General features: G+C 63.4%; 25 protein-coding genes. 10 read left to right on the top strand and 15 right to left on the bottom strand.

All coding sequences use genetic code 11. The features are described 5' to 3' along the window. Positions 1-8: 8 nt before the first annotated feature. The 6 genes from ACFQ24_RS22030 to ACFQ24_RS22055 all read right to left on the bottom strand — a co-directional run bounded on the left by ACFQ24_RS22030 (position 9) and on the right by ACFQ24_RS22055 (position 6,641). Entirely contained in the window at positions 9-854 is an 846-nt protein-coding gene (locus tag ACFQ24_RS22030) for an AAA family ATPase (protein ID WP_380915203.1), read from the bottom strand. 74 nt (positions 855-928) lie between these two features. Further along, positions 929-1,609: a DUF6975 family protein gene (locus ACFQ24_RS22035; protein WP_380915204.1), complete on the bottom strand. Its 681-nt coding sequence runs from the start codon at positions 1,607-1,609 to the stop codon at positions 929-931. A 155-nt stretch (positions 1,610-1,764) separates the two neighbouring features. Further along, on the bottom strand, positions 1,765-3,813 hold the full coding sequence (gene rpoD, locus ACFQ24_RS22040; RefSeq protein ID WP_380915206.1) for an RNA polymerase sigma factor RpoD: 2,049 nt from the start codon (positions 3,811-3,813) through the stop codon (positions 1,765-1,767). Positions 3,814-3,859: 46 nt separating this feature from the next. Beyond that, positions 3,860-5,734, bottom strand: a complete 1,875-nt coding sequence (dnaG, locus tag ACFQ24_RS22045; RefSeq protein ID WP_380915208.1) for a DNA primase — start codon at positions 5,732-5,734, stop codon at positions 3,860-3,862. Further along, positions 5,731-6,129, bottom strand: coding sequence for an endonuclease domain-containing protein (locus tag ACFQ24_RS22050; protein WP_380915210.1), 399 nt, complete (start codon positions 6,127-6,129; stop codon positions 5,731-5,733). The genes dnaG and ACFQ24_RS22050 overlap by 4 nt, the downstream gene beginning before the upstream one ends. 59 nt (positions 6,130-6,188) lie before the next feature. Beyond that, the gene (locus tag ACFQ24_RS22055; RefSeq protein WP_380915212.1) at positions 6,189-6,641 is read right to left on the bottom strand and encodes a GatB/YqeY domain-containing protein; all 453 of its coding nucleotides are present in this window, start codon (positions 6,639-6,641) and stop codon (positions 6,189-6,191) included. A 156-nt stretch (positions 6,642-6,797) separates the two neighbouring features. Here ACFQ24_RS22055 and carA point away from each other — a divergent pair, with 156 nt between their 5' ends. Continuing rightward, positions 6,798-7,964: a glutamine-hydrolyzing carbamoyl-phosphate synthase small subunit gene (gene carA / locus ACFQ24_RS22060; protein ID WP_380915214.1), complete on the top strand. Its 1,167-nt coding sequence runs from the start codon at positions 6,798-6,800 to the stop codon at positions 7,962-7,964. Here carA and ACFQ24_RS22065 read toward each other — a convergent pair. Continuing rightward, positions 7,953-8,462, bottom strand: coding sequence for a hypothetical protein (locus tag ACFQ24_RS22065; protein ID WP_380915216.1), 510 nt, complete (start codon positions 8,460-8,462; stop codon positions 7,953-7,955). The two genes, carA and ACFQ24_RS22065, sit on opposite strands and share 12 nt — an antisense overlap. A 50-nt stretch (positions 8,463-8,512) precedes the next feature. On the opposite strand from ACFQ24_RS22065, the gene carB reads away from it, so the two are divergent. The 3 genes from carB to ACFQ24_RS22080 all read left to right on the top strand — a co-directional run bounded on the left by carB (position 8,513) and on the right by ACFQ24_RS22080 (position 13,069). Continuing rightward, complete coding sequence (gene carB / locus ACFQ24_RS22070) at positions 8,513-11,848, top strand: carbamoyl-phosphate synthase large subunit (RefSeq protein ID WP_380915218.1); 3,336 nt, start codon at positions 8,513-8,515, stop codon at positions 11,846-11,848. Between the two features lie 80 nt (positions 11,849-11,928). Beyond that, the gene (gene greA, locus ACFQ24_RS22075; RefSeq protein WP_380915220.1) at positions 11,929-12,405 is read left to right on the top strand and encodes a transcription elongation factor GreA; all 477 of its coding nucleotides are present in this window, start codon (positions 11,929-11,931) and stop codon (positions 12,403-12,405) included. Between the two features lie 4 nt (positions 12,406-12,409). Then, entirely contained in the window at positions 12,410-13,069 is a 660-nt protein-coding gene (locus ACFQ24_RS22080) for a rhomboid family intramembrane serine protease (RefSeq protein WP_380915222.1), read from the top strand. A 62-nt stretch (positions 13,070-13,131) separates the two neighbouring features. On the opposite strand, the gene ACFQ24_RS22085 is transcribed toward ACFQ24_RS22080, so the two are convergent. The 5 genes from ACFQ24_RS22085 to ACFQ24_RS22105 all read right to left on the bottom strand — a co-directional run bounded on the left by ACFQ24_RS22085 (position 13,132) and on the right by ACFQ24_RS22105 (position 15,405). After that, entirely contained in the window at positions 13,132-13,353 is a 222-nt protein-coding gene (locus ACFQ24_RS22085; protein ID WP_380915224.1) for a DUF4170 domain-containing protein, read from the bottom strand. A gap of 105 nt (positions 13,354-13,458) precedes the next feature. Then, the gene (locus ACFQ24_RS22090) at positions 13,459-14,034 is read right to left on the bottom strand and encodes a hypothetical protein (protein ID WP_380915226.1); all 576 of its coding nucleotides are present in this window, start codon (positions 14,032-14,034) and stop codon (positions 13,459-13,461) included. Continuing rightward, on the bottom strand, positions 14,027-14,347 hold the full coding sequence (locus ACFQ24_RS22095; protein ID WP_380915228.1) for a hypothetical protein: 321 nt from the start codon (positions 14,345-14,347) through the stop codon (positions 14,027-14,029). Before ACFQ24_RS22095 ends, ACFQ24_RS22090 begins: the two co-directional genes overlap by 8 nt. After that, entirely contained in the window at positions 14,344-14,733 is a 390-nt protein-coding gene (locus ACFQ24_RS22100; protein WP_380915230.1) for a phage holin family protein, read from the bottom strand. The genes ACFQ24_RS22095 and ACFQ24_RS22100 overlap by 4 nt, the downstream gene beginning before the upstream one ends. A 57-nt stretch (positions 14,734-14,790) precedes the next feature. Beyond that, positions 14,791-15,405, bottom strand: a complete 615-nt coding sequence (locus tag ACFQ24_RS22105) for a hypothetical protein (protein ID WP_380915232.1) — start codon at positions 15,403-15,405, stop codon at positions 14,791-14,793. 233 nt (positions 15,406-15,638) lie between these two features. Here ACFQ24_RS22105 and eno point away from each other — a divergent pair, with 233 nt between their 5' ends. From eno to ACFQ24_RS22125, 4 genes are all read left to right on the top strand, one after another. Next, the gene (gene eno, locus ACFQ24_RS22110) at positions 15,639-16,913 is read left to right on the top strand and encodes a phosphopyruvate hydratase (protein WP_380915234.1); all 1,275 of its coding nucleotides are present in this window, start codon (positions 15,639-15,641) and stop codon (positions 16,911-16,913) included. Positions 16,914-16,991: 78 nt separating this feature from the next. Continuing rightward, a complete protein-coding gene (locus ACFQ24_RS22115) occupies positions 16,992-17,303 on the top strand; it encodes an FtsB family cell division protein (RefSeq protein WP_066769331.1) in 312 nt (103 codons plus the stop codon). A 220-nt stretch (positions 17,304-17,523) separates the two neighbouring features. Beyond that, entirely contained in the window at positions 17,524-18,600 is a 1,077-nt protein-coding gene (pdhA, locus tag ACFQ24_RS22120; RefSeq protein ID WP_380915237.1) for a pyruvate dehydrogenase (acetyl-transferring) E1 component subunit alpha, read from the top strand. Continuing rightward, positions 18,600-19,985 carry a pyruvate dehydrogenase complex E1 component subunit beta gene (locus ACFQ24_RS22125; RefSeq protein WP_380915239.1) on the top strand — a complete coding sequence of 462 codons (1,386 nt, stop codon included), beginning with the start codon at positions 18,600-18,602 and terminating at the stop codon, positions 19,983-19,985. The genes pdhA and ACFQ24_RS22125 overlap by 1 nt, the downstream gene beginning before the upstream one ends. Before the next feature lie 45 nt (positions 19,986-20,030). Here ACFQ24_RS22125 and ACFQ24_RS22130 read toward each other — a convergent pair whose 3' ends face one another. The 3 genes from ACFQ24_RS22130 to ACFQ24_RS22140 are packed head-to-tail and all read right to left on the bottom strand — an operon-like array spanning position 20,031 to position 22,481. Continuing rightward, positions 20,031-21,383, bottom strand: coding sequence for a TadE/TadG family type IV pilus assembly protein (locus ACFQ24_RS22130; protein WP_380915241.1), 1,353 nt, complete (start codon positions 21,381-21,383; stop codon positions 20,031-20,033). A 16-nt stretch (positions 21,384-21,399) separates the two neighbouring features. Then, complete coding sequence (locus ACFQ24_RS22135) at positions 21,400-21,933, bottom strand: TadE/TadG family type IV pilus assembly protein (protein ID WP_380915243.1); 534 nt, start codon at positions 21,931-21,933, stop codon at positions 21,400-21,402. Next, the gene (locus tag ACFQ24_RS22140; protein WP_380915245.1) at positions 21,930-22,481 is read right to left on the bottom strand and encodes a TadE/TadG family type IV pilus assembly protein; all 552 of its coding nucleotides are present in this window, start codon (positions 22,479-22,481) and stop codon (positions 21,930-21,932) included. Before ACFQ24_RS22140 ends, ACFQ24_RS22135 begins: the two co-directional genes overlap by 4 nt. 104 nt (positions 22,482-22,585) lie before the next feature. On the opposite strand from ACFQ24_RS22140, the gene ACFQ24_RS22145 reads away from it, so the two are divergent. Continuing rightward, entirely contained in the window at positions 22,586-23,206 is a 621-nt protein-coding gene (locus ACFQ24_RS22145; RefSeq protein ID WP_380915247.1) for a squalene/phytoene synthase family protein, read from the top strand. 41 nt (positions 23,207-23,247) lie between these two features. After that, positions 23,248-23,712 (top strand): EF-hand domain-containing protein, encoded by a 465-nt coding sequence (locus tag ACFQ24_RS22150; protein WP_380915249.1) that lies wholly within the window; start codon positions 23,248-23,250, stop codon positions 23,710-23,712. Positions 23,713-23,724 lie beyond the last annotated feature (12 nt).

Consider the following 23,724-nt stretch of genomic DNA (forward strand, 5'->3'; position numbering starts at 1 on the left):
TGGGGGCCTCAGCGTCCTTGACGGCGCGCCATGAAGGCCAGGCGCTCGAACATCATGATGTCCTGCTCATTCTTGAGCAGCGCGCCGTGCAGCGGCGGGATGGCCTTGGCCGAGTCGGTGCTCTGGAGAACGTCGAGCGGCATATCCTCGTTAAGCAGCAGCTTCAGCCAGTCGAGCAATTCGGACGTCGACGGCTTCTTCTTGAGGCCCGGCACGTCGCGGATCTCATAGAAAATGTCCATGGCGCGGGACACCAATATCTTTTGTATGCCGGGGAAGTGGACGGCGACGATCCGCTCCATCGTCTCTCGGTCCGGGAATTTGATATAGTGGAAGAAGCAGCGGCGCAGGAAGGCGTCGGGCAGTTCCTTTTCGTTGTTCGACGTGATGACGACCACCGGCCGCTCCGCCGCGGCGATCGTCTCGCCCGTCTCATAGACGTGGAAGGCCATGCGATCGAGTTCCTGCAACAGATCGTTTGGGAACTCGATGTCGGCCTTGTCGATCTCGTCGATCAGCAGCACCGGCAGGCGCGGCGATGTGAACGCCTCCCACAGCTTGCCCTTGCGGATATAGTTGGCGATGTCGTGGACCCGCGGATCGCCAAGCTGCCCGTCGCGCAGGCGGGCGACGGCATCATATTCATACAGGCCCTGATGCGCCTTCGTCGTGGATTTGACGTTCCATTCGATCAGCGGCGCGTCGAGCTCCTTCGCGATCTCCTGCGCCAGCACTGTCTTGCCCGTGCCCGGCTCACCCTTCACCAGCAGGGGACGGCGGAGCAGGACGGCGGCGTTGACCGCGACCTTCAGGTCGTCGGTTGCGACATAATCCTGCGTGCCTTCAAAGCGCATCGTCCGTCCACTCCCGTTGCTGCGTGCAACGGGACTAGGCAATGCGGGGCATCGACGCAATCGTTAAAGGAGGATCAGCCGGTCTTGGCGCGCAGGTCCGCGCGGGCCGCGAGCAAGTCCCACAGGCCGCGATGCTGGTTCAGCAACTGGCGCGCGCCGAACTGGATCGCGCGGTCGATGGCGTCATCGCCGCCGATCGCGCGCGCGACTGCCAGCGTATCGGCCCGGTCGGGCAGGGCGCATGGCTGCGGTTCGATGCCGGCGCGAATCGCCGCCATGTCGAGCACATGGCGAACCGCGCGCCAATCGAGCACCAGCGCCATGGCCGCGCCCATGGCGCATCCGCGCCGATCGGACTGGGCGAGCATGTCGAGCGCATGGCGCTGCTGGCTGACCACCGTTTCGCAATCCGCCTGGCCGGCCGTGCTGGGCGCTGGCCCGGCCGCCACCGTCACCTGCGTCAGATAGGCCCGCTCGCGGGCGAAGCCGTCCGCTGCCTCGATCAGCCACTGGCGCGCTTCATTGTCGGCGGAGCGCGTCGCCGCATGATCGACGACGCCGGGATGGCGGCCGTGCAGCAGGCAGAGATAATAGGCGGCGTCCGCCAGATCCGCGAGCGACAGCAGCGCCGAGCGCGACACGCCGGTGGCGGCGCGATTGGCATAGGCATGAGCGGCGGTGCCGTCGGCGGCCACCAGCGCTTCGAGCACCCGCGCTATGTCGCCAAACTGGTATCGCGGTGCCGCTTCGCTCATGTACGAACCCCTGTTCTGCCCTGCACCTGCAGGATGTAGGGGCGCACCATAGGGCGTCTGGGTAAACGTCCGGTATATAAACGCGAAAAGGGCGGCCTTGAGACCCGCCCTTTTGCGTCAATGATGGTTAATTTCGCTTTACCGATTCCAGCAATTTACTGGTCGAGGAAGCTGCGCATCTTGCGGCTGCGCGATGGGTGCTTCAGCTTGCGCAGTGCCTTCGCCTCGATCTGGCGGATGCGCTCGCGGGTGACGCTGAACTGCTGGCCCACCTCCTCCAGCGTATGGTCGGTGTTCATCCCAATGCCGAACCGCATGCGCAGCACGCGTTCCTCGCGTGGGGTCAGGCTGGCAAGGACGCGGGTGACCGTTTCCTTGAGGTTGGCCTGGATCGCCGCATCAACCGGAATGATGGCGTTCTTGTCCTCGATGAAGTCGCCGAGGTGCGAATCCTCCTCGTCGCCAATCGGCGTTTCGAGGCTGATCGGCTCCTTGGCGATCTTCATCACCTTGCGCACTTTTTCGAGCGGCATGGAGAGGCGCTCGGCCATCTCCTCGGGCGTGGGCTCGCGGCCCTGCTCGTGGAGGAACTGGCGGCTGGTGCGGACCAGCTTGTTGATCGTCTCGATCATATGAACCGGGATGCGGATGGTCCGCGCCTGGTCCGCGATCGAGCGGGTGATCGCCTGCCTGATCCACCATGTGGCATAGGTGCTGAACTTGTAGCCGCGGCGATATTCGAACTTGTCCACCGCCTTCATCAGGCCGATATTGCCTTCCTGAATAAGATCAAGGAATTGCAGGCCACGGTTCGTATATTTTTTAGCGATGGAGATGACCAGGCGCAGGTTCGCCTCGACCATTTCCTTCTTCGCGATCCGCGCCTCGCGCTCGCCCTTCTGCACCATGTTGACGATGCGGCGGAACTCGGGGAGCGACATGCCGGTCGCCTGCGCGATTTCCGCCACCTCGTTGCGGATGCGCTCGACCGCGCGCCCTTCGGCGGCGGCGAAGGCCGACCATTTCTTGTCGATGCCGCCCACCTTGTCGAGCCAGGCATCGTCCAGCTCGTGATTCACATAGCGGTCGAGGAAATCCTTGCGACTGACCTTGTGCCGCTCGGCAAGGCGCAGCATCTGGCCGCCCAGCGCCGTGAGGCGCCGGTTATAGGCATAGAGCTGGTCCACCAGATATTCGATCTTCTGCTGGTGGAACTGGACGCTCTCCACTTCGGCGGTCAGGCTTTCGCGCAGCGCCTGATAATCGTCCTCCGCCTTCTGGCTCAACGCATCGCCGTTCGCCATCGCGAGCATGCGGGATTCCTGCGCCTTGGAAAAGCTGCGGAAAATCTCGGTGATGGTTGCGAACTTCTCCAAAGCCATCGGCTTCAGAGTCTCTTCCATCTGGGCGAGCGAGAGGGTGTTGTCCTCCTCCTCGTCATCCTCGGTGCGGCGGGCGCGGCGTTCGGTCAGGCCGTCCTCATCCTCGTCGGCGTCGGCGGACTCCTCCTCCGGCTCCTCCTCTTCCTTGAAGCTGGGGCCTGCGGTCTTCTCGCTGATCTCGCCGTCATCGTCCTCGGCGCCTTCCTCCAGGCTTTCCGGGGCAGGATCCTTCGACAGCATGGCGTCGAGGTCCAGTATCTCGCGCAGTTGCATTTCGCCATTGTTGAGCGCGGTGGACCATTCGATGATCGCGTTGAAGGTCGTTGGGCTTTCACACAGGCCCAGGATCATCGTGTCGCGACCCGCCTCGATCCGCTTGGCGATGGCGATCTCGCCCTCGCGGCTCAGCAGCTCGACCGCGCCCATCTCGCGCAGGTACATGCGGACGGGGTCGTCCGTGCGGTCGACCGTTTCCTTCTTCTTTTCGGTGACGAGTTTCGGGCCGTCGTCTTCCGAACCTTCGTCGGTCGTTTCGTCGTCGCTGTCGTCGCGCTGGTCCTCGCCGTCTTCGCCGGCTTCCTCATTCTCGACGATGTTGACGCCCATGTCGTTGAGCGCCGACATCACGTCCTCGATCTGCTCGGAGGACATCTGGTCCTGCGGCAGGGCGTCGTTCAACTCGTCATAGGTGATGTAGCCGCGCTTCTTGGCGCGCGCGATCAGCTTCTTGACCGAGGCTTCGTTGAGGTCGAGCAGGGGAGCATCGCCGCCATCCTCTCCATCGCCCGCGCCGTTATTCTTGCTGTTCGCCTTGGTCGCCATCTATTCGCCTTGCACTTCGCAATCCCGCCGCGCGGGATAAACCAGATCAAATACCATCTTCGGGCTGCGCCAGTTCCGCCAGTCTGCGATCATGATCGGCCATCAGCGCGCGAATGCGCTGCTGTTCAGCGAAATTGGCTTCGCTGACGTCCTTCTCGAATCGCTTCGTAGCCTCCACCATCGCCGCTTCCAGCTCCGGCCCCTGCGCCATCACCCGGATAGCCTCCTCCAGATCGCGCGAAACGCGACCGGGATCGGCAGTCATCCTGTATGGGGTGAGTGAAAACGTATCGGCCCGGAGCATCCCCTTGGCCCTATTATACACTTCACCTTGCCCCAATATGGTAAGCAGGGCCTGCGTTTCAACTGTTTCTTTGTGGAAGGAGCATCGGATCATCGTCGCGAGCAGTTCCGCCAGAGCGGGATCGGCGATTCGCAGCGCCGAAAGCTGCTCCCGATGCGGCGCGATCTGCTCGGGATGCCGCAACAGGCTGGCGAGAACGGCGCGCAGCAGCCTTTGTTCCATCCCGCCTTCGCCAATTGCGCGGGCTTCGGCCCCGGCGGGCGGTGTGGGCGGTTTCCAGTTGCCCCGCTTGTCGCGCCGCCAGCGGGGCGCGCCGCCGCCGAACGAACGCGCTTCCCCGGCTGCCGTCGGGTGCCGGGCGAAGAACTTCGCGTCATAGCGCTCGCGAAATTCATGGGCATAATGGGCGCGCACGTCCGGGTGCTGGATCGCGTCGGACCGGGCGCGCAACCGCTGTTTCAGCGCCGCCTTCTGTTCGGGTGTGTCCAGCGGCGAGGCCGCGACCTCATGCGTCCAGAGCCGGTCGATCAGAGACTGGGCGCCGGCCAGCACCTCTTCCATCGCGCGCGGGCCGCTGGCGCGGATCAGGTCGTCGGGATCCTGTCCCGCCGGCAGGGTGGCGAAGCAGAGGCTGTGGCCGGGGCGCAGCAGGGGCAGGGCGCGGGTGGCCGCGCGAATGGCGGCCTTCTGGCCTGCGGCGTCGCCGTCGAAACAAAGGATCGGCACCTCCACCATTTTCCACAGCCGTTCGATCTGATGTTCCGTCAGCGCCGTCCCGAGCGGCGCAACCGATTCTGGAAATCCCGCCTGCGCCAGCGCGATCACGTCCATATAGCCTTCGACCACGATGACGCGGCCGCTCTGCCGGCTGGCGGGAGACGCCTTGTCGATATTGTAGAGCGTGCGGCCCTTGTCGAAGAGCGGCGTGTCGGGGGAGTTCAGATATTTGGGCTCACCCTGGCCCAGGATGCGCCCGCCAAAGGCGATCACCCGCCCGCGAATGTCGCGGATCGGAAACATCAGCCGGCCGCGGAACCGGTCGTAAGCATCACGCTCTCCATCCGGGTCGATCAGCAGTCCGGCCTCGACCAGCATCGGTTCCCCGAAGTCCTTGAGCGCGCTCTTCAATTTGCCGCGCGAATCGGGGGAGTAGCCAAAGCCAAAGGTGCGTCGGATCGCGTCGCTGATCCCGCGCCTGGCGAGATAGGCGCGCGCCTCGCCGCCGTCGATCCCCGCCAATTGCTCCTCGAAGAAGCCCTGTGCCGCAGCCATTGCCTCGTGCAGCCCCTTGGCCTGCTCAGCCCGTTTCGCGGCGCGGGGATCGGCGGCGGGCACCTCCATGCCCGCGCCGGCCGCCAGTTCCTTCACCGCCTCCATGAAGGGCAAGCCGCGATGATCGGTCATCCACCGGATCGCATCGCCATGCGCGCCGCAGCCGAAGCAGTGATAGAAGCCCTTCTCGTCGTTGATCGTGAAGCTGGGCGTCTTTTCGTTATGAAAGGGGCAACAGGCCTTATATTCGCGCCCCGCCTTCTGCACCTTCACCGTCTTCCCGATCAGGGTCGACAGCGACGTGCGGGCACGCAATTCGTCCAGCCATTGCGGGGTGAGGGTCATGGCTGATCGCGGAGAAAACTCCCCTCCCGCCTGCGGGAGGGGTTGGGGGAGGGCATGTTGGCGATCACGCGTTCGATTTCATCGATCACGCCTTCGATGTTGCCCAATACATCATGGTTCCAGAAGCGGATCACACGAAAACCCTGCGCTTCGATATAGCTGGTTCGCTGCCTGTCGACTTCCTCACCGTGCTGGCTGCCGTCGACTTCAATCACTAGCCCGATGGATCGAGCCACAAAGTCGCAGATGAAAGGGCCGATCGGCACTTGGCGATTGAACCGGATGCCACGCACTTTCCGTGCGCTGATCGCTTGCCATAAGGCACGTTCGGCATCCGTCGCATTGTTGCGCAGGGCACGCGCTTTCATGGTTGGGCGGGCGTAGCCTTTATCCATTGGCCTTGAACATGCCCTCCCCCGACCCCTCCCGCAAGCGGGAGGGGAAATAGTCGATCTCACCCCAGCGCAGCCTTCACCAACCCGCTGGCCTTGCTCATGTCGATGACGCAGCCGTGGCGTTCCTTCAGCACGGCCATCACCTTGCCCATGTCCTTCACGCTCGCCGCGCCGACCTCCGCCTTGATGCTCTCGATCGCGGCTTTCGTCTCTTCCTCGCTCATCTGCGCGGGGAGGAAGCTCTCGATCACGTCCAGTTCGGCCTGTTCCTTCGCGGCCAGCTCGTCGCGCCCGCCGCTCTTGAACATGTCGATCGATTCGCGGCGCTGCTTCGCCATCTTCTGGAGCACATCTACCACCACCATATCATCTTCCGGCACGGTCGATGCGGTGCGCAGTTCGATGTCGCGGTCCTTCAGCTTTGCCAGGATCAGGCGCACGGCGGCCAGCCGATCCTTGTCGCCGGCCTTCATCGCGGTGACCTGGGCGCTTTTAATCGTGTCGCGAATCATGGCGAACTTATCCTGTGTCTTGCGGAAAGAAGCAGATATAGCGGCAAAAGAGATTTTTAACAGACGTTGACCTTGGGGGATCGCGCGCCTACCTGACCGGCCGTTTAACCCGCAGCAGACGGGTTTCCGCAAAAGCATAAGAAGGAACCGCAGACCATGGCTGACGCCAAGACCCTCATTGTGCCCAAAGGAGCGACAGGGGTCGTGGTTTTCGCCGATGGCAGCGCGGTGTTCGGCCGCGGTTTCGGCGCCGTGGGCGAAGCGGTGGGCGAACTCTGCTTCAACACCTCCATCACCGGCTATCAGGAGATCATGACCGATCCCTCCTACGCCGGGCAGATCATCAACTTCACCTTCCCCCATATCGGCAATGTCGGCACCAACCTGGACGATGTGGAGGCCGACAACCCCTATGCGCTCGGCTGCATCGTCCGGCAGGATGTGACCGGGCCCAGCAATTTCCGCAATGTCGAGCCGTTCGATCAGTGGATGCGCGAGCATGGCCGCATCGGCCTTGCCGGCGTGGACACGCGGGCGCTGACTCGGCTCATCCGGGTGAAGGGCGCGCCCAATGTTGTCATCGCGCATGATCCCGAAGGCCGGTTCGACCTTGCCGCGCTGGCCGCCAAGGCGGCAGCTTGGCCGGGCCTTGAAGGCATGGACCTCGCCATCGAAGTCACCGGCAAGGAAAGCCGCCTGTGGAAGGACGGCGTGTGGAAGCTCGGCTTTGGCTATGGCGCGGGCGAAGCGACCGACGACCGCCCCCATGTCGTCGCGATCGACTATGGCGCGAAGAACAATATCTTTCGCAATCTGGTGAAGGCCGGCGCGCGCGTTACCGTGCTGCCCGCCACCGCCACTTATGAGCAGGTGATGGAGCAGAAGCCCGACGGCGTGTTCCTCTCCAACGGTCCGGGCGATCCTGCCGCGACCGGCGCCTATGCCGTGCCGGTGATCGCGGCGCTCTTGACCGAGAATATCCCGATCTTCGGCATCTGCCTGGGTCACCAGCTTCTCGGCCTCGCGGTCGGCGCGAAGACGATCAAGATGCATCAGGGCCATCGCGGGGCGAACCATCCGGTCAAGCGCCTGTCGGACGGCCTGGTCGAGATCACCAGCATGAACCACGGCTTCGCGGTCGACGCCGACACGCTCCCCGACAATGTGCGGCCTACCCATGTGTCGCTCTTCGACGGCAGCAATTGCGGCATCGAACTGACCGACAGGAACGCCTTCTCGGTCCAGTACCACCCCGAAGCCTCGCCGGGACCGCAGGACAGCTTCTACCTGTTTAAACGGTTTGTGGAGGGGTTAACGACGTGAGAATGGATCAGGAAAATGAGGGATGGCTTCTCGGTATGCTCTCACAATGTGCCTTCCCGCATAAAGTTTCAGGCTTCCCCAAAATATCGCAATGTCATCCGCGTAATCACATCCAAGAATCACATCATTTATTTGCATTGCGGCAGGGCAATATCCAACCATTACGTTAAATACGAACTTATTTTGTTGGAATATATGAGCTCCACTGGAGATGTGGCAGGAAGCATTTCGACAGTCTCTAATTAAATCGGTAACATCTCTACCACCATCTTGCTGAGAGATATCGTCCTTGAAGCATATTCGTTTTCGGTTTTTATCTAGTTTTTGAAGCAAGTCACTCAATTCAATGAGGATTTGTGTTATGCAAGGTCGAAAGAAAGGGCTCTCTGATCCTTTTGAACTTAGGATGCCGGTGTCTAAGAGATCAGCAATACTACGAATTGAAGTACGAGCATCTGTATCAAAATAGTCTGCTGGGATTGAGCCTGGTTTTCTCATTTGGAATGCCCTTTCAAGGGTGGAACGATTTGTAGGATATAGACAGTATAATGCCCAAACGCACCGACATCTCCTCCATCCTCATCATCGGCGCGGGGCCGATCATCATCGGCCAGGCGTGCGAGTTCGATTATTCGGGCACGCAGGCGGTGAAGGCGCTCAAGGAAGAGGGCTATCGCATCATCCTGGTCAATTCCAACCCGGCCACGATCATGACCGACCCGGAATTCGCCGACGCCACCTATGTCGAGCCGATCACGCCCGAAATCGTGGCGAAGATCATCGAGAAGGAGCGGCCCGACGCGGTGCTGCCGACGATGGGCGGGCAGACGGCGCTTAACACCGCGCTCGCGCTGTTCAATGACGGCACGCTGGAGAAATATGGCGTCAAGATGATCGGCGCGGACGCAGAAGCCATCGACAAGGCGGAGGATCGGCTGAAATTCCGCGACGCGATGGACAAGATCGGACTGGAGTCCGCCCGCTCGCGCATCGCCCATACGATGGAAGAGGCGCTCGACGCGCTGGAGTTCACCGGCCTTCCCTCGATCATCCGGCCGAGCTTCACGCTTGGCGGCACCGGGGGCGGTGTCGCCTACAACCGGGAAGAGTTCAAGCGGATCGTTGCCGAAGGGCTGGACGCGTCCCCCACCACCGAAGTGCTGATCGAGGAATCGCTGCTCGGCTGGAAGGAATATGAGATGGAGGTCGTGCGGGACCGCAACGACAATGCCATCATCATCTGCTCGATCGAAAATGTCGATCCGATGGGCGTCCATACGGGCGACTCCATCACCGTCGCGCCAGCGCTGACGCTGACCGACAAGGAATATCAGATCATGCGCAACGCCAGCATCGCGGTGCTGCGCGAAATCGGCGTCGAAACTGGCGGCTCCAATGTGCAGTTCGCGGTCAATCCCAAGGACGGCCGCCTGATCGTGATCGAAATGAACCCGCGCGTGTCGCGTTCCTCGGCGCTGGCGTCGAAGGCGACGGGCTTCCCCATCGCCAAGGTCGCGGCGAAGCTGGCGGTCGGCTACACGCTCGACGAGATCGAGAACGACATCACCGGCGCGACCCCCGCGTCGTTCGAGCCGACCATCGACTATGTCGTGACGAAGATTCCGCGCTTTGCCTTTGAAAAGTTCAAGGGGAGCGAACCCCTGCTCGGCACCGCGATGAAGTCGGTGGGCGAAGTCATGGCGATCGGCCGCAACATCCACGAATCGATGCAGAAGGCGCTGCGCGGCCTGGAAACGGGCCTTTCCGGCTTCAACGATGTCGACCATCTGGTCGGCGCGCCCAAGGACGACATCGTCGCCGCGCTTGCCCAGCCGACGCCCGACCGGCTGCTGATCGCGGCGCAGGCCCTGCGCGAAGGGCTGAGCGTCCCGGAAATCCATACGATCGCCAAGTTCGATCCCTGGTTCCTGGAGCGGCTCAAGGAAATCGTGGACGCGGAGAGCGAGGTGCTCGCCAACGGCCTGCCGCAGGACGCGGACGGGATGCGTCGCCTCAAATCCATGGGCTTTTCCGACAAGCGGCTCGCCTATCTGGCGCTCAAGTCCGCCAATCTGCGCGGCATGGAGCGCGGCATCGCGCGCGGTTCCGGCCTGATCCACGAAGCGGTCAAGGCCATGACCGGCGGCGTCACCGAGGACGAAGTGCGCAAGCTGCGCCACAAGCTGGGCGTCCGCCCCGTTTTCAAGCGCATCGACACCTGCGCCGCCGAATTCGAGGCGAAGACGCCCTATATGTACTCCACCTACGAAGCGCCGATCTTTGGGCAAGCGGAGAATGAGGCGCAGCCCAGCGACCGGAAGAAGGTCGTGATCCTGGGTGGTGGCCCCAACCGGATCGGGCAGGGGATCGAGTTCGACTATTGCTGCGTCCACGCCTGCTTCGCGCTGGCGGAGGCGGGCTATGAGACGATCATGGTCAACTGCAACCCGGAAACGGTGTCGACCGATTATGACACGTCCGACCGCCTCTATTTCGAGCCGCTGACGGCGGAGGATGTGCTCGAAATCCTGAGCGTCGAAATGTCGGCGGGCACGCTGGCCGGCGTCATCGTGCAGTTCGGCGGGCAGACCCCGCTCAAGCTCGCGCAGGCGCTGGAGGATGCGGGCGTGCCGATCCTGGGCACCAGCCCCGATGCCATCGACCTGGCCGAAGATCGCGAGCGTTTTGCGGCGCTGATCGACAAGCTGAAGCTGCGCCAGCCCGCCAACGGCATCGCGCGCAGCCGGGAGGAGGCGATCGCCGTCGCCAACCGCATCGGCTATCCCGTCCTCATGCGCCCCTCCTACGTGCTCGGCGGCCGTGCGATGGAGATCGTCGACGGCCAGGCTCAGCTGGAGGAATATATCGCCACCGCGGTTCAGGTGTCGGGCGACTCGCCGGTCCTCATCGACCAATATCTGCGCGACGCCGTGGAGGTGGACGTGGACGCGCTGTGCGACGGCGACGATGTCGTCGTGGCGGGCGTGCTCCAGCATATCGAGGAAGCGGGCGTCCATTCGGGCGACAGCGCCTGTTCGCTCCCGCCCTACAGCCTGTCTCCCGATGTCGTCGCGGAAATCGAACGGCAGGCCGATGTGCTGGCGCGGGCGCTGTCCGTCCGCGGCCTCATGAACATCCAGTTCGCGGTCAAGGATGGGGTCGTCTACCTCATCGAGGTCAACCCGCGCGCCAGCCGCACCGTCCCCTTCGTCGCCAAGGCAATTGGCACGCCGATAGCCAAGATCGCAAGCCGCGTGATGGCCGGCGAGAAGCTGAAGGATCTGCCGAAGATCGACCGCAACGCCATTTCGCACATCGCGGTCAAGGAAGCCGTCTTCCCCTTCGCGCGCTTCCCCGGCGTCGATCCCGTCCTCTCGCCGGAAATGAAGAGCACGGGCGAAGTCATGGGGATCGATAGCGATTTCGCGACGGCGTTTGCCAAGGCACAGATCGGCGCGGGAACCATACTGCCAACCGGCGGCACCGTCTTCATCTCGGTCAAGGACAGCGACAAGCCCGTTATCCTGCCCGCCGCGCGCAAGCTTTCTGATCTCGGCTTCACCATCATCGCGACGGGCGGCAATGCGAAATATCTGGAGGAGCATGGGATTGCCGTCCAGCGCATCAACAAGGTGGCGGAGGGCCGGCCGCATATCGTCGACAAGATCACCGACGGCGAAGTGCAGCTGATCTTCAATACGACCGAAGGATGGCAGTCCTTGAAGGACAGCAAGGCCATTCGCACGTCGGCGCTGCGGGCCAAGATCGCCAGTTTCACGACGGCGGCAGCCAGCGTCGCGGCGGCCGACGCCATAGAGGCGCTGCGGGGCCACGCCCTTGAAGTGCGGGCGTTGCAGTCCTATTATCCGCAGTCGCACGCTTGATCCCCTGCACAGGAATGAGGTTGCGGGGCGGCTCCATGGACGGGGCCGTCAGAGGGAAGTTTTGACGAAGGATTTAGGGAATGGCGACCGTCGAGAAGATGCCGATGCTGCAGGCGGGCTATGACAAGCTCAGCGGCCAGCTGCGCGAGCTGAAGGCGGAACGTCCGCTGATCGTGGACGCGATCGAAGAAGCACGGGCGCATGGCGATCTTTCGGAAAATGCCGAATATCATGCCGCCAAGGAACGGCAGGGCCAGGTAGAGGCGACCATCGCCGATCTGGAAGACAAGCTGTCCCGCGCGCAGATCATCGATCCCACGACGCTGTCGGGCGACCGGATCGTGTTCGGCGCGACCGTTACGCTGCTGGACGAGGATGACAAGCCGATCCGTTACCAGATCGTGGGTCAGGCGGAAGCCGACGCCAAGCTGGGCATGATCAGCTACAACAGCCCGCTCGGCCGTGCGCTCATCGGCCGCGAGGTCGGGGACGAGGTCGAGGTGTCGGTGCCGTCCGGGGACAAATTCTACCTGGTCGACAAAATCGAATTCATCTGATCCCGTGAAACTGCCGTCCGGCCGCACGACCAACAGCATCGCGGCGATCAATGTCGCCGTCTTCCTGCTGTTGTCCTTCGCCGGTCGGGTCGAGGACGCCGCGATTCTTGGCGGCTTCATCCCGGCGCGCTGGGGCGCGCCGGGCTTGCTGGACGGCATGGCGGCGGTGCCGTTCTGGCTCACGCCGGTCAGTTCCGCCTTCATCCATGCCGGCTGGCTGCACATCGTCTTCAACATGCTGATGCTGCTCTTCTGCGGCCGGCAGGTCGAACATGTGCTGGGATGGAGCGGGACGCTGATCCTCTATGCGATCGGCGCTTACGCGGCCTGTCTGGCGCAGTGGATCGCCGATCCGCTTTCCAGCAATCCCATGGTGGGCGCGAGCGGCGCGATCTCCGCCATCGTCGCGACCTATTCCTTGCTCTACAGCCAGCAACAGGTGCGGCGCATCGGACCCTTGTCGTCCAATGTCGTGCGGATGCTGTGGCTCGCGGCGGCGTGGATCGTCATGCAGCTGATGATCGGTTACGCTTCGGGCAGCGATCTGGCGGGCATCGGGCAGATCGCGGTCGCCGCGCACATCGGCGGCTTCATTGCGGGCCTCGTGCTGACCCGGCCGCTGCTGCGCTGGCGCTTTCGCAAACGGCCGCAGGTCATCAACTGAAGCGGCGACCCGGCACCCGTGCAGGGCGCTGGGTTCGCGGAATGTTGAAACGGATCTGAGCCTTAGCCCTGCGGCAGTTCCGGTTCCAGCAGGCGATGCAGATGCACGATGACATAGCGCATTTCGGCATCGTCGACCGTCCGCTGCGCCGCAGCGCGCCACGCCTTCTCCGCAGAAGCATAGTCAGGATATACGCCGACCAGATCGACGGCATTCAGATCCTGGAATTCCAGCGTCTGCGGATTGGTAACGCGACCGCCCATCACCAGATGCATCTTGCTCATGGCGTTTTCTATTCTCCTTTGGATGAGCGGCGACCCTTAGCAGGGCGTCCACCTGGGTCAAAGGGGATCAGGGACGGGTATCGATTGCGTTTGATGCAATCGCGATTAACTTTTGTGCAATCGTGATTTGATCGCGTCGCTCAGCGCATCGACTTTGGCCGCGACCAGCGTCGTGACTTCGTCCGCGATCTTCGACGCCTTTTCGGGCAGGTGGGCGCTTGCCACGCTGTCCTTGGCACTGACCGCTGCATCGCCCGCTGCGTTCAGCGCGTTGCTGGCTCCGCTCTTCACCGTTTCTGCGCCGTCGGCGGCGACGGCGCGCGCGGCAATCGCTGCTTCGACCAGCTTCGCGCCAGCGGTGGACGCCAAACTCGGCAATGCCTTCATCACGCGGCGGCTCTTAGGGAACATCCAGGCGACGACTGCACCGACCGCGACCGCACCCGCCACCGCGGCGATGGGGTGTTCCTGTACGATCTCGTTGGCGCGGGTGGCAACGCGCTGCGTCCGGTCGCGTACGTCGCCATAGGCGTCGCTTGCCTTCTCCCGGCCTGTCTGGATGAGGTCGGTGGCGCTTTCGCGCGCCTTTTCAGTGCCGTCCTTGATTCGGTCGGTCGTGCTGATCGCCACATCATTGGCGGCGTCGCGGACGCGGGTCAGTTGAGCGCGGATATCAGCCATCTTGGGTCTCCGATTCCTGTGTCTGGGAGTCATGCTGCCGAACGTATAAGCGGCGGAAAAGTGCCGCCAGGGGCCGCCGGCCTAAATAAAGGAGAAATGCGCCAGCCGCCGCGCCCGTTGCGACCGGGCGTTGACGCGCCTTCGCCGTCAGGTTGGTCGCGACATTGCGCACGGCACCGCTTATCCCGTCCTTCGCGTCCTGTTTGAGCGCCGCGGGGGACAGCCGCTCCTTGGCGCGGTTGGCGCTGTTCTGCAACTGCCGGCGGGCGGCGTCAGCCCGGTCGCAGGCGGCACGATAGGCGGTGTCGCTCATCGGCTGATTCTCTCCCTCATCCGGGTGATGCTTCCCTTGGCGAGCAGCAGCAGCATCAGCGCGACGACCAGCGCGCCGCCAACCACAATGAGTGTCGCCCAGAGCGGCCCCACATGCACGGCGAGCGCGAAGGTCAATCCCACCAGCAGGGCGACGATTGCCCCGAAGACCAGGATCAGGGCAACCAGCCCGAAGATCGCGGCGTTGCGGATGCCCGCGGCAACGATGCCGGCGCGGACCTTTTGCCTGTCCACTTCGGCGTCCGCATAGGCGCGGCCATCCGCGTAGAGACGGGCGAGCACGTCGCGCACGCTCTCCGCGCGCACGTCGTCCTCATGCCCGTCGGTCTCCGGCGTCACCGCCGTTTCCGCTGGCTTGTCTGTCACTCTTGGCCTCCGCCCCGCCTTGCGGGCCTGTGCGTCGGTATGTCTGAAAAGGCGGTGTCAGGCCTTGTCGTCGGAACCCTTGGCGAGCCGCATCAGCACATAGCCCACAACGGCTGCCGCGCCGATCGCCACCGCCGGGCTCTTGCGCACGAAATCGCGCGCTTCGCCCAGCAACTGATCGACATCCTTGCTGTCCAGGGAATCGGCTGCGCCCGCCACCGTCTCGGCGGCCTGCCGCGCATAATCGCCATATTGCGGACCCAGCTTCGCGTCGACCGTGCCGGCGGTATCGGCAATCAGCTTCGCCAGGCTCTGCATCGCCGTACCCGTTTTTTCCTTGGCGACACCGGCGGCGGACAGAGCGGTCTTCCCGGCCTGTTCCTTGATCGGATCGATCTGCGCCTTCCAATCCACGGCATTGATCTTGTCGACAGCGGCGCGAGCGGCCTTTTCCGCCTGTTCCTTGAGCGGCGCGACCTGCGTGGTCCAGCCATGGGCCGACGATCCATTGCCGGCCTTGCGTGTCGCGGCGGTCTTGACCGGCGGGCTCTTCACCGGGGCAGGCGCGGCGGCACCGGCGGCAGCGCCCTTCACCGGCTTGGCCTTCACGGGCTTGTCGGCGGCGGGCTTGCGGCCACGCTTGGCGGGCGGGGTTTCCGGTGTGTCGGCCATCGTCCTAATCTCCCTTTCTCAAAGGCAAGTGTCACTGCCTTCCACGGCGAAAGTCCTGCACCCCCCAATGCTTTGGCGCGGGTGCAGTTCCGTTGCCGTACCAATTAGACCATCGGCATTTTTCGTGCCCGCGCAAGCCCTGCATTGCCAAGGGCGGGGGGGCTGGCTAAGCGGGGCGCGTTTCCGAGGGGCCAGAGGGGCCGCCGTTACGACGCCAAGTGCAGGGAGCGATCATGACAGCCATTCTCGATATTCACGCGCGCCAGATACTCGACAGCCGGGGCAACCCCACGGTCGAGGTCGATGTCATGCTGGAAGACGGCAGCTTCGGCCGCGCCGCCGTACCCTCCGGCGCGTCCACCGGCGCCTACGAAGCGGTAGAAAAGCGCGACGGGGACAAGAGCAAATATCTGGGCAAGGGCGTGCTTCAGGCGGTCGCCGCCGTGAATGACGAGATTGCCGAGCAGATCATCGGCCTGGATGCCGAGGACCAGGCCGAAGTCGACGCCGCGATGATCGGTCTCGACGGCACGGAGAACAAGTCGCGCCTGGGCGCCAACGCCATTTTGGGTGTCTCGCTCGCTGTCGCGAAGGCTGCTGCCGACGCGCGCGGCCTGCCGCTCTACCGCTATGTCGGGGGCGTGTCGGCCCATGTCCTGCCGGTGCCGATGATGAACATCATCAACGGCGGCGAACATGCCGACAATCCCATCGATTTCCAGGAATTCATGGTCATGCCGGTGGGTGCGGAAAGCATCGCCGACGCCGTGCGGATCGGATCGGAGATCTTCCATACGCTCAAGAAGGGCCTGCATGACAAGGGGCTGGCGACCTCTGTCGGCGACGAAGGCGGCTTCGCGCCCAATATCGCCTCGACCCGCGACGCGCTGGACTTCATTCTCGCCAGCATCGAGAAGGCGGGCTACAAGCCGGGCGACGACGTCGTGCTGGCGCTGGACTGCGCGGCGACCGAATTCTTCAAGAACGGCAAGTACGAGATTTCGGGCGAGGGCCTGTCGCTCTCCCCGGTCGAAATGGCGGATTATCTCGCCGCCCTGTGCGCCGACTATCCGATCAAATCGATCGAAGACGGTATGAGCGAGGACGATTTCGAGGGCTGGAAGGCGCTGACCGACAAGATTGGCGGCAAGGTTCAGCTGGTGGGCGACGACCTGTTCGTCACCAACCCCGCACGCCTCGCCATGGGCATCGGCAAGGGGCTTGCCAACTCGCTGCTGGTGAAGGTCAACCAGATCGGCACGCTGACCGAAACGCTGGCGGCGGTCGATCTCGCGCACCGTTCGCGCTACACCGCGGTCATGTCGCACCGTTCGGGCGAAACGGAGGACGCGACCATCGCGGACCTCGCCGTCGCGACCAATTGCGGGCAGATCAAAACCGGATCGCTGGCGCGTTCCGACCGGCTCGCCAAATATAATCAGCTCATCCGCATCGAAGAGGAATTGGGCGACGTGGCCGTGTATGCGGGTCGCTCCATTTTTCGCTGAGTCCGTAACGATTCCGCCGGCCGCAAAATAGGCGATTTTTCGCTTGCGGCCGGCCCCTGCCTGTGATTCATCTGCTCCATGGCGCATATCGCGAAATTACGTCTTCTTCTCTTCTCGGCCTTCGGACCCGCGATCGCGCTGCTCCTGCTGCTCTTCTTCGCCGGCTACGTCGTGCTGGGGTCCAATGGCGTGCTCGCGTGGGGGGACTATTCGCGCCAGCTCCACGCCGCCAAGGGGGAGCTCAAGAAGACGCAGGAGGCGCGCGCGGAACTCAAGAACAGGGTCGATGCGCTCGATCCCCGCCGGGTCGATCCCGACCTTGCCGACGAACTGATTCGCCGCCAGCTCGGCGTCATCCATCATGACGAAGTGGTCGTACCCCTGAACTGATCAGGGTCATGCGCAAGCTTCTTTCACGGTTCGAATGGCAGAAGCAATTTTCCTGCCTTTGAGATGACGGGCAGGCTTGTACCCGCCGACAGCAACACCAAATTACAGCCAGGACGGGCGGTTTCGCCCGGATTTGCAGGGGTGCGCAGTTGCAATATATGCAACAGGACGGCTATATCGGGCTTCCTTCCATCCTACCCCACGCAAAAGGATAACAGCCTTGGCGAAACCAACGACGCCGCGTCCGACGCGCGCAAAGGCACAGGCGGCTGCACCCGCCGCCAGCGCGGACCATAACCGGCCTCGCCCCGAGACACCGTCCGACTATAAGGCCAGCAAGGAAGAGCTGCTGGAATTCTATCGGCAGATGGTCCTGATCCGCCGCTTCGAGGAAAAGGCGGGCCAGCTTTACGGTCTGGGCCTGATCGGCGGCTTCTGTCACCTCTATATCGGTCAGGAAGCGGTTGCGGTCGGCATCCAGTCGGCTCTGAAGCCCGGCAAGGACAGCGTTATCACCGGCTATCGCGATCATGGCCATATGCTCGCCTACGGCATCGATCCCAAGGTCATCATGGCTGAATTGACCGGCCGCGAAGCGGGCATTTCGCGCGGCAAGGGCGGTTCGATGCACATGTTCAGCGTCGAACATAAATTCTACGGCGGGCACGGCATCGTCGGCGCGCAGGTGTCGCTCGGCGCGGGCCTAGGTTTTGCGCACAAATATAACGAGGATGGCGGCGTATGCGTCGCCTATTTCGGTGACGGCGCGGCCAACCAGGGCCAGGTCTACGAGAGCTTCAACATGGCGGAACTGTGGAAGCTGCCGATCATCTTCGTGATCGAAAACAACCAATATGCCATGGGCACCAGCGTCAACCGCGCCTCGTCGGAGGACCAGCTCTATCGCCGGGGCGAGAGCTTCCGCATTCCTGGGCTTCAGGTCGACGGCATGGACGTGCTCGCTGTGCGCGGCGCGACCGAGGAGGCCCTGAAATGGGTTCAGGACGGCAACGGCCCCATCCTGCTGGAAATGAAGACCTACCGCTATCGCGGCCATTCCATGTCGGATCCGGCCAAATATCGCTCGCGTGAGGAAGTGCAGACCATGCGCGAAAAATCCGACCCGATCGAAGGCGCGAAGAAATATCTGGCTGACGCCGGCGTCAGCGAGGACGAGATCAAGCAGATCGATCAGGACATCCGCAAGATCGTGGCCGAAGCCGCGGATTTCGCCGAAACCTCGCCCGAACCGGAAGCGCATGAACTCTATACCGACGTGCTGGTGGAGCAATATTGATGGGTATCGCAATCAAGATGCCGGCGCTCTCGCCGACGATGGAAGAAGGCACGCTGGCCAAGTGGCTGGTGAAGGAAGGCGATGAGGTGAAGTCCGGCGACATCCTGGCCGAGATCGAGACCGACAAGGCGACGATGGAATTCGAAGCCGTGGACGAAGGCAAGATCGGCAAGATCATGATCGCCGAAGGCACCGAGGGCGTGAAGGTCGGCACCGTCATCGCCGAAATGGCGGGCGAGGGCGGCGAGGCTGCCGCGCCCGCACCCAAGGCCGAGGAAAGCGCGCCTCCGGTTGCGCCGGAAGCCGCGCCCGACGCGCCAAAGAAGGCGGAAAGCGGCACGTCGAAGCTGGCCGCCGAGACCAAGGCGTCGGTCAAGGATCCCGCCATTCCCGAAGGCACCGCCTATGTGAAGACGACCGTGCGCGAAGCATTGCGCGACGCGATGGCGGAAGAAATGCGCAAGGATCCGCGCGTCTTCGTGATGGGTGAGGAAGTGGCGGAATACCAGGGCGCGTACAAGGTGACGCAGGGCCTGCTGGACGAATTCGGGCCCAAGCGCGTCATCGACACGCCGATCACCGAATATGGCTTTGCCGGCGTCGGCACGGGCGCGGCGATGGGCGGCCTGCGCCCGATCATCGAGTTCATGACGTTCAACTTCGCCATGCAGGCGATCGACCACATCATCAACTCGGCCGCCAAGACCAACTATATGTCCGGCGGCCAGATGCGCTGCCCGATCGTGTTCCGCGGCCCCAACGGCGCAGCGAGCCGCGTTGCGGCCCAGCATTCGCAGAATTACGGTCCCTGGTATGCCTCCGTGCCCGGCCTGATCGTCATCGCGCCTTATGACTCGGCCGATGCCAAGGGGCTGCTCAAGGCCGCGATCCGGTCGGAAGACCCGGTCGTGTTCCTGGAAAATGAGCTGGTCTACGGCCGCAGCTTCGACGTGCCGCAGCTGGACGACTATGTCCTGCCCATCGGCAAGGCGCGGATCGTGCGCGAAGGCAAGGACGTGACGCTGGTCAGCTATTCGATCGGCGTGGGCGTGGCGCTGGAAGCCGCCGAGGCGCTGGCGGGCGAGGGCATCGACGCGGAGGTCATCGACCTGCGCACGCTGCGTCCGCTCGACACCGACACGGTATTGGACAGCCTCAAGAAGACCAATCGCATCGTGGTGGTGGAAGAAGGCTGGCCGACCTGCTCGATCGCGTCGGAGATCGCCGCCGTGGTCATGGAAAAGGGCTTTGACGATCTCGACGCCCCGGTGCTGCGCGTCACCAATGAGGACGTACCGCTCCCCTATGCCGCGAACCTCGAAAAGGCCGCGCTGATCGACGCCACCCGCGTCGTCCAGGCGGCGAAGAAGGTCTGCTATAAGTAAGCCAGGAGCCGGGCGGCCTTACGCGGCCGCCCGGCGTCCATATCCTTATCGAGTCAGGCGTGCAGTCGACACGGCTTTCTGGAACAGCGCCGCGAGCGATGCGGAGATGTCGTCGCCCGTCGTCACCTTGTAGAAAAGATTGGGCGATGCGCAGCTTGCCAGCGCCGGGCTGATCTTGTCAGGCGCAGCGAGATACGGATTGCGCACGTTGCTGATCGACCAACTGTCGTTCGCCGCCTCGTAGAGATATTCGGTGTAGAGCACCGCGATGCGTATGCCGCGATTCTTGATGTCCGTGCATTGCGAGGTCGGGATCGGCCCGAGCTTGCGGCCGCTCGCATTCTCGTCGCGCATGCCGTCGGTGATGAGGAACAGGATCGCCTGCGGCGTGTCGCCCGCCCGGTTCGACCCGGTGCCCGGTATCAGCGGCATGTTGGCGAGCGCACCGGTGAAGGCGGCGGTGAAATTGGTGTGCTGGTCATTGTCGTTGATGCCGCACACCGCCTGATTGTTGCGGCAGACCGTCAGAAGCTGGAGGTTCGCGGCGCTGCTCTTGGCGGTGGTCGGGCTGACCGGCGTTGTGAGGACCGGCTTGTAGGACACGTCGAAGTTCGACATGGCGAACCGATAGCTCGCCTTATTCTCTGCTGCGGTCGAAATCGCCACATCTGTCAGGTCGGCGACGGCTTCCTGCACTAGATCCATGCGCAGTTTGAGCTTCAGGTCGGTCTTGGCGATGTAATAATTGTCGACATAGGCGCCGTTCACCTTCTTCGTCCCGCCCGGGTCCGACGAAGTCGTGCTGGTCTGGTGGCAGGCGAAGGCGCAACCCGCGCCGCCGCCCTGCGACTTTGTCGCGTTGATCATCGCGGCGATTCCGGCCGTGGTGGCGGGAATGGCCATGGAGGGCGAACTGTCCACCAGCAGATAAAAGTCGATATTGGGCGCGTCGGCGGCCCGCGACGAGGATGTTCCGCCGATCGGAATGGATTGCATGCCCAATATACCACCGAAATAATTCTTCGATGTCGCGGTATAGGTGACGGTGGCCTGACGGCTGATACTGGCGCTGACGTTGTCAGTGACCGTGACCGTCAGCTGGGTATTGGGATCGAAGACCAGTCCGTTAAGGGACGACGCCTGCCCCTTGAACAGGTTGATAGCCTGCTGGCGCGCGGTGCTGGCGTTCACGCGCATCATCGGCTTCGTCACCGCCGACAGCGCGGCGGCGTCCGCGATCGCATTCATCTTGCTTTGCAGGCGTGCGGCCTGCGAATAGTCGATGACCATGCCGGTCCCCATCACCATCGGCCCGAGCGCAATGGCGAAGATCATCAGCGCATTGCCGCGCTGGCTCTGGCGGAGGCCGCGAAAGCGGGACAGGGACGGGAAGGGCATTGGCTGTGTCCTGAACCTACTGAAGATTGACGCTGTCTGACAGGCGCGGATACATGTAGATCTTGTCGGTCATGGTGATGGTCGGCACCATCGCTAGGCCAACCGAGGGCGTGTAGGGGTAGCTACTCTCCGCCAAGATCACGTAACTGTCATTCTGCGCGACGCCTGTTGGCAGAGTGACCGAGGCCCCGATGGTGCGCGCAGTGCCGTTTTGCGCACGGCTCCACGACACGGTCGCGGCTCCAGCGGCACTGACGTAGATTTGCGAGACGACGAAGGTGCCGGGCGCGGCGCTGTATGGTGCCATGATCTGATCCGAGGATCGAAGAATCGAGTCCGCCTCGGATGAACTGATCGACGTATATTGGGTCGTGAGATCTGCGATGGCCCGGGTGGCAATGCCCAGCTTCCGCTTTGCCCCGACTGCATCCGTCACCTGAAAAGTGCCCAGGAACATGAGGACGAGGATGGGCGCGGTCAGCGCGAATTCGACGGCGGCCATGCCCGCTCGGTTACGGCGGATCGCTTCGATGATGTGAGGCCGGGTCACGTCGAAGTCGTTTCGTTCTTGAAGATCAGTGTCGCGATCATCAGCCGCTTGCCGTTGGGCTGGTTGGCGACGGTGAAATTGAGCGGTCCTGCCGCGCTGGAGGCCAGATACATGATCCGCAGCCGCACGACCTCCCCATCGTCGCCCGGATCATAGGACCAGCTGTTGCTTGGCACCCCGTTGTTATAGGTGATCGTCGGAGTGGACGTGTCGGCTGCCGCCATGGTCGGGAAGGCCGCGATATCGACCATAACGTCGCTGCATTTCACGAAACTGGGCAGTTTGCCGCATACGACCGTTTTGAACTGGGCCTGCGTCGTATTGCCGGCGCGGTTCTGGCCGGTCATGACAAGCCGTGCGCTCTTTTCCGTTGCGGTTTCGAGCGTCTGCTGCGTGAACAGGGTGATGGAGACCTGGACAATGGCCAGCACGATGGCAATGAGGGGGATGACGATGAAGCCGAATTCCACCAGCGCGGCGCCGCGGTGGTCGGACTTCAAGCCTGCGAGGCTGGGCTTTGCCAATTCATGATGCGCACGTTGCTTCATCGTCTATCTGATCTTATGCCCAACCCTCGCCCGGTCAGACTGGGCCCCTTGGCTGAATACACCAAAGGTAGTTACCAATTTCTTTAGAGCTGCCGCCTCTGCCCTTGCTGCTGTGCGCCCATGCGGCGGACAGCGATCGCGCACGCGCGATATGGGCGTTCGACGCCCGGCTGGCGCAGGTCGCGCGCACCACCAGTGAGCCAACGATCGGGCGGATGCGCCTGGCCTGGTGGACCGAGGTGATCGAAGATGCCGCCGGGAGGAAGGGGCGTGGTGAGCCGGTGGTGGATGCGTTGCGCGCGGCGGGCGCTATCGGCGCGCCCGGCCTTGTCGCGCTGATCGACGGCTGGGACGTGCTTGTCGCTGAAGCGGACATCGACCGAGAAGCGCTGCGGGACTATGCGGTCGGGCGCGGCGGCGGCCTGTTCCGGGCACTGGCGGATGCGGGGGAAGCGCCAGACTGGCTGATCGACGCCGGGCAGGTCTGGGCCTTGTGGGACTTGGCGGGGCATGTGGGGGACGCGGCGCTTGCCGATGCGGCGCTGGCGCTCGCCCGCGACTTGCTGCCGGGGATGGAACGAGTTCGCTGGCCGGGAGCATGGAAGCCGCTGCGCATCGCCTTCACCCTCGCGCGGCAGGATGCACTGGCGGGGCGGGGCGCGCAGCGCGGGATGCCGCGATCGCTGGCGCTGCGGCTGCTGCGGATCGCGCTTGTCGGCCGCTAGGGTGTCGGGATAGGCTGCCCCCGAAACAGGGGACAGGCGGCATGGGACGGATATTGGCGGGTGGCATGGCGGCGCTGCTGCTGGTCGCGGGCGGCTTGTTCTGGTGGCAGGGGCGGGCGGATCGCGCGCCGCTGCCGCAACTCGCCTCAGCCGCTCCGCCCCCACCGGCCATTGAGGGCCTGCCCGAAGGCGATCCCGACGCTGTGGGCGAAGCCCCGCCCATGCCCGGCGAAGCCAGCCCCCAGACCCGCGAGCAGAAACGTTTCGCCCGTTATGACCGGAACCGCGATGGCGTGATCACCCGTGTCGAAATGCTCGGCACGCGGACAAGGGCCTTCAAGGCGCTGGACAAGGACGGCGACAACCTTCTGTCCTTCGAGGAATGGGCCGTGGCGACGGCGGACAGGTTCGGTGCGGCGGACGCGGACAAGGATGGGAAACTAACCCCTGCGGAATTCGCCGCCACCGCGCCCAAACGGCCGGCCAAGCAAAGGTGCCGGTGCTGACAGAGCAGCCTT

Source organism: Sphingobium olei (assembly GCF_042678845.1).
GTDB lineage: Bacteria > Pseudomonadota > Alphaproteobacteria > Sphingomonadales > Sphingomonadaceae > Sphingobium > Sphingobium olei.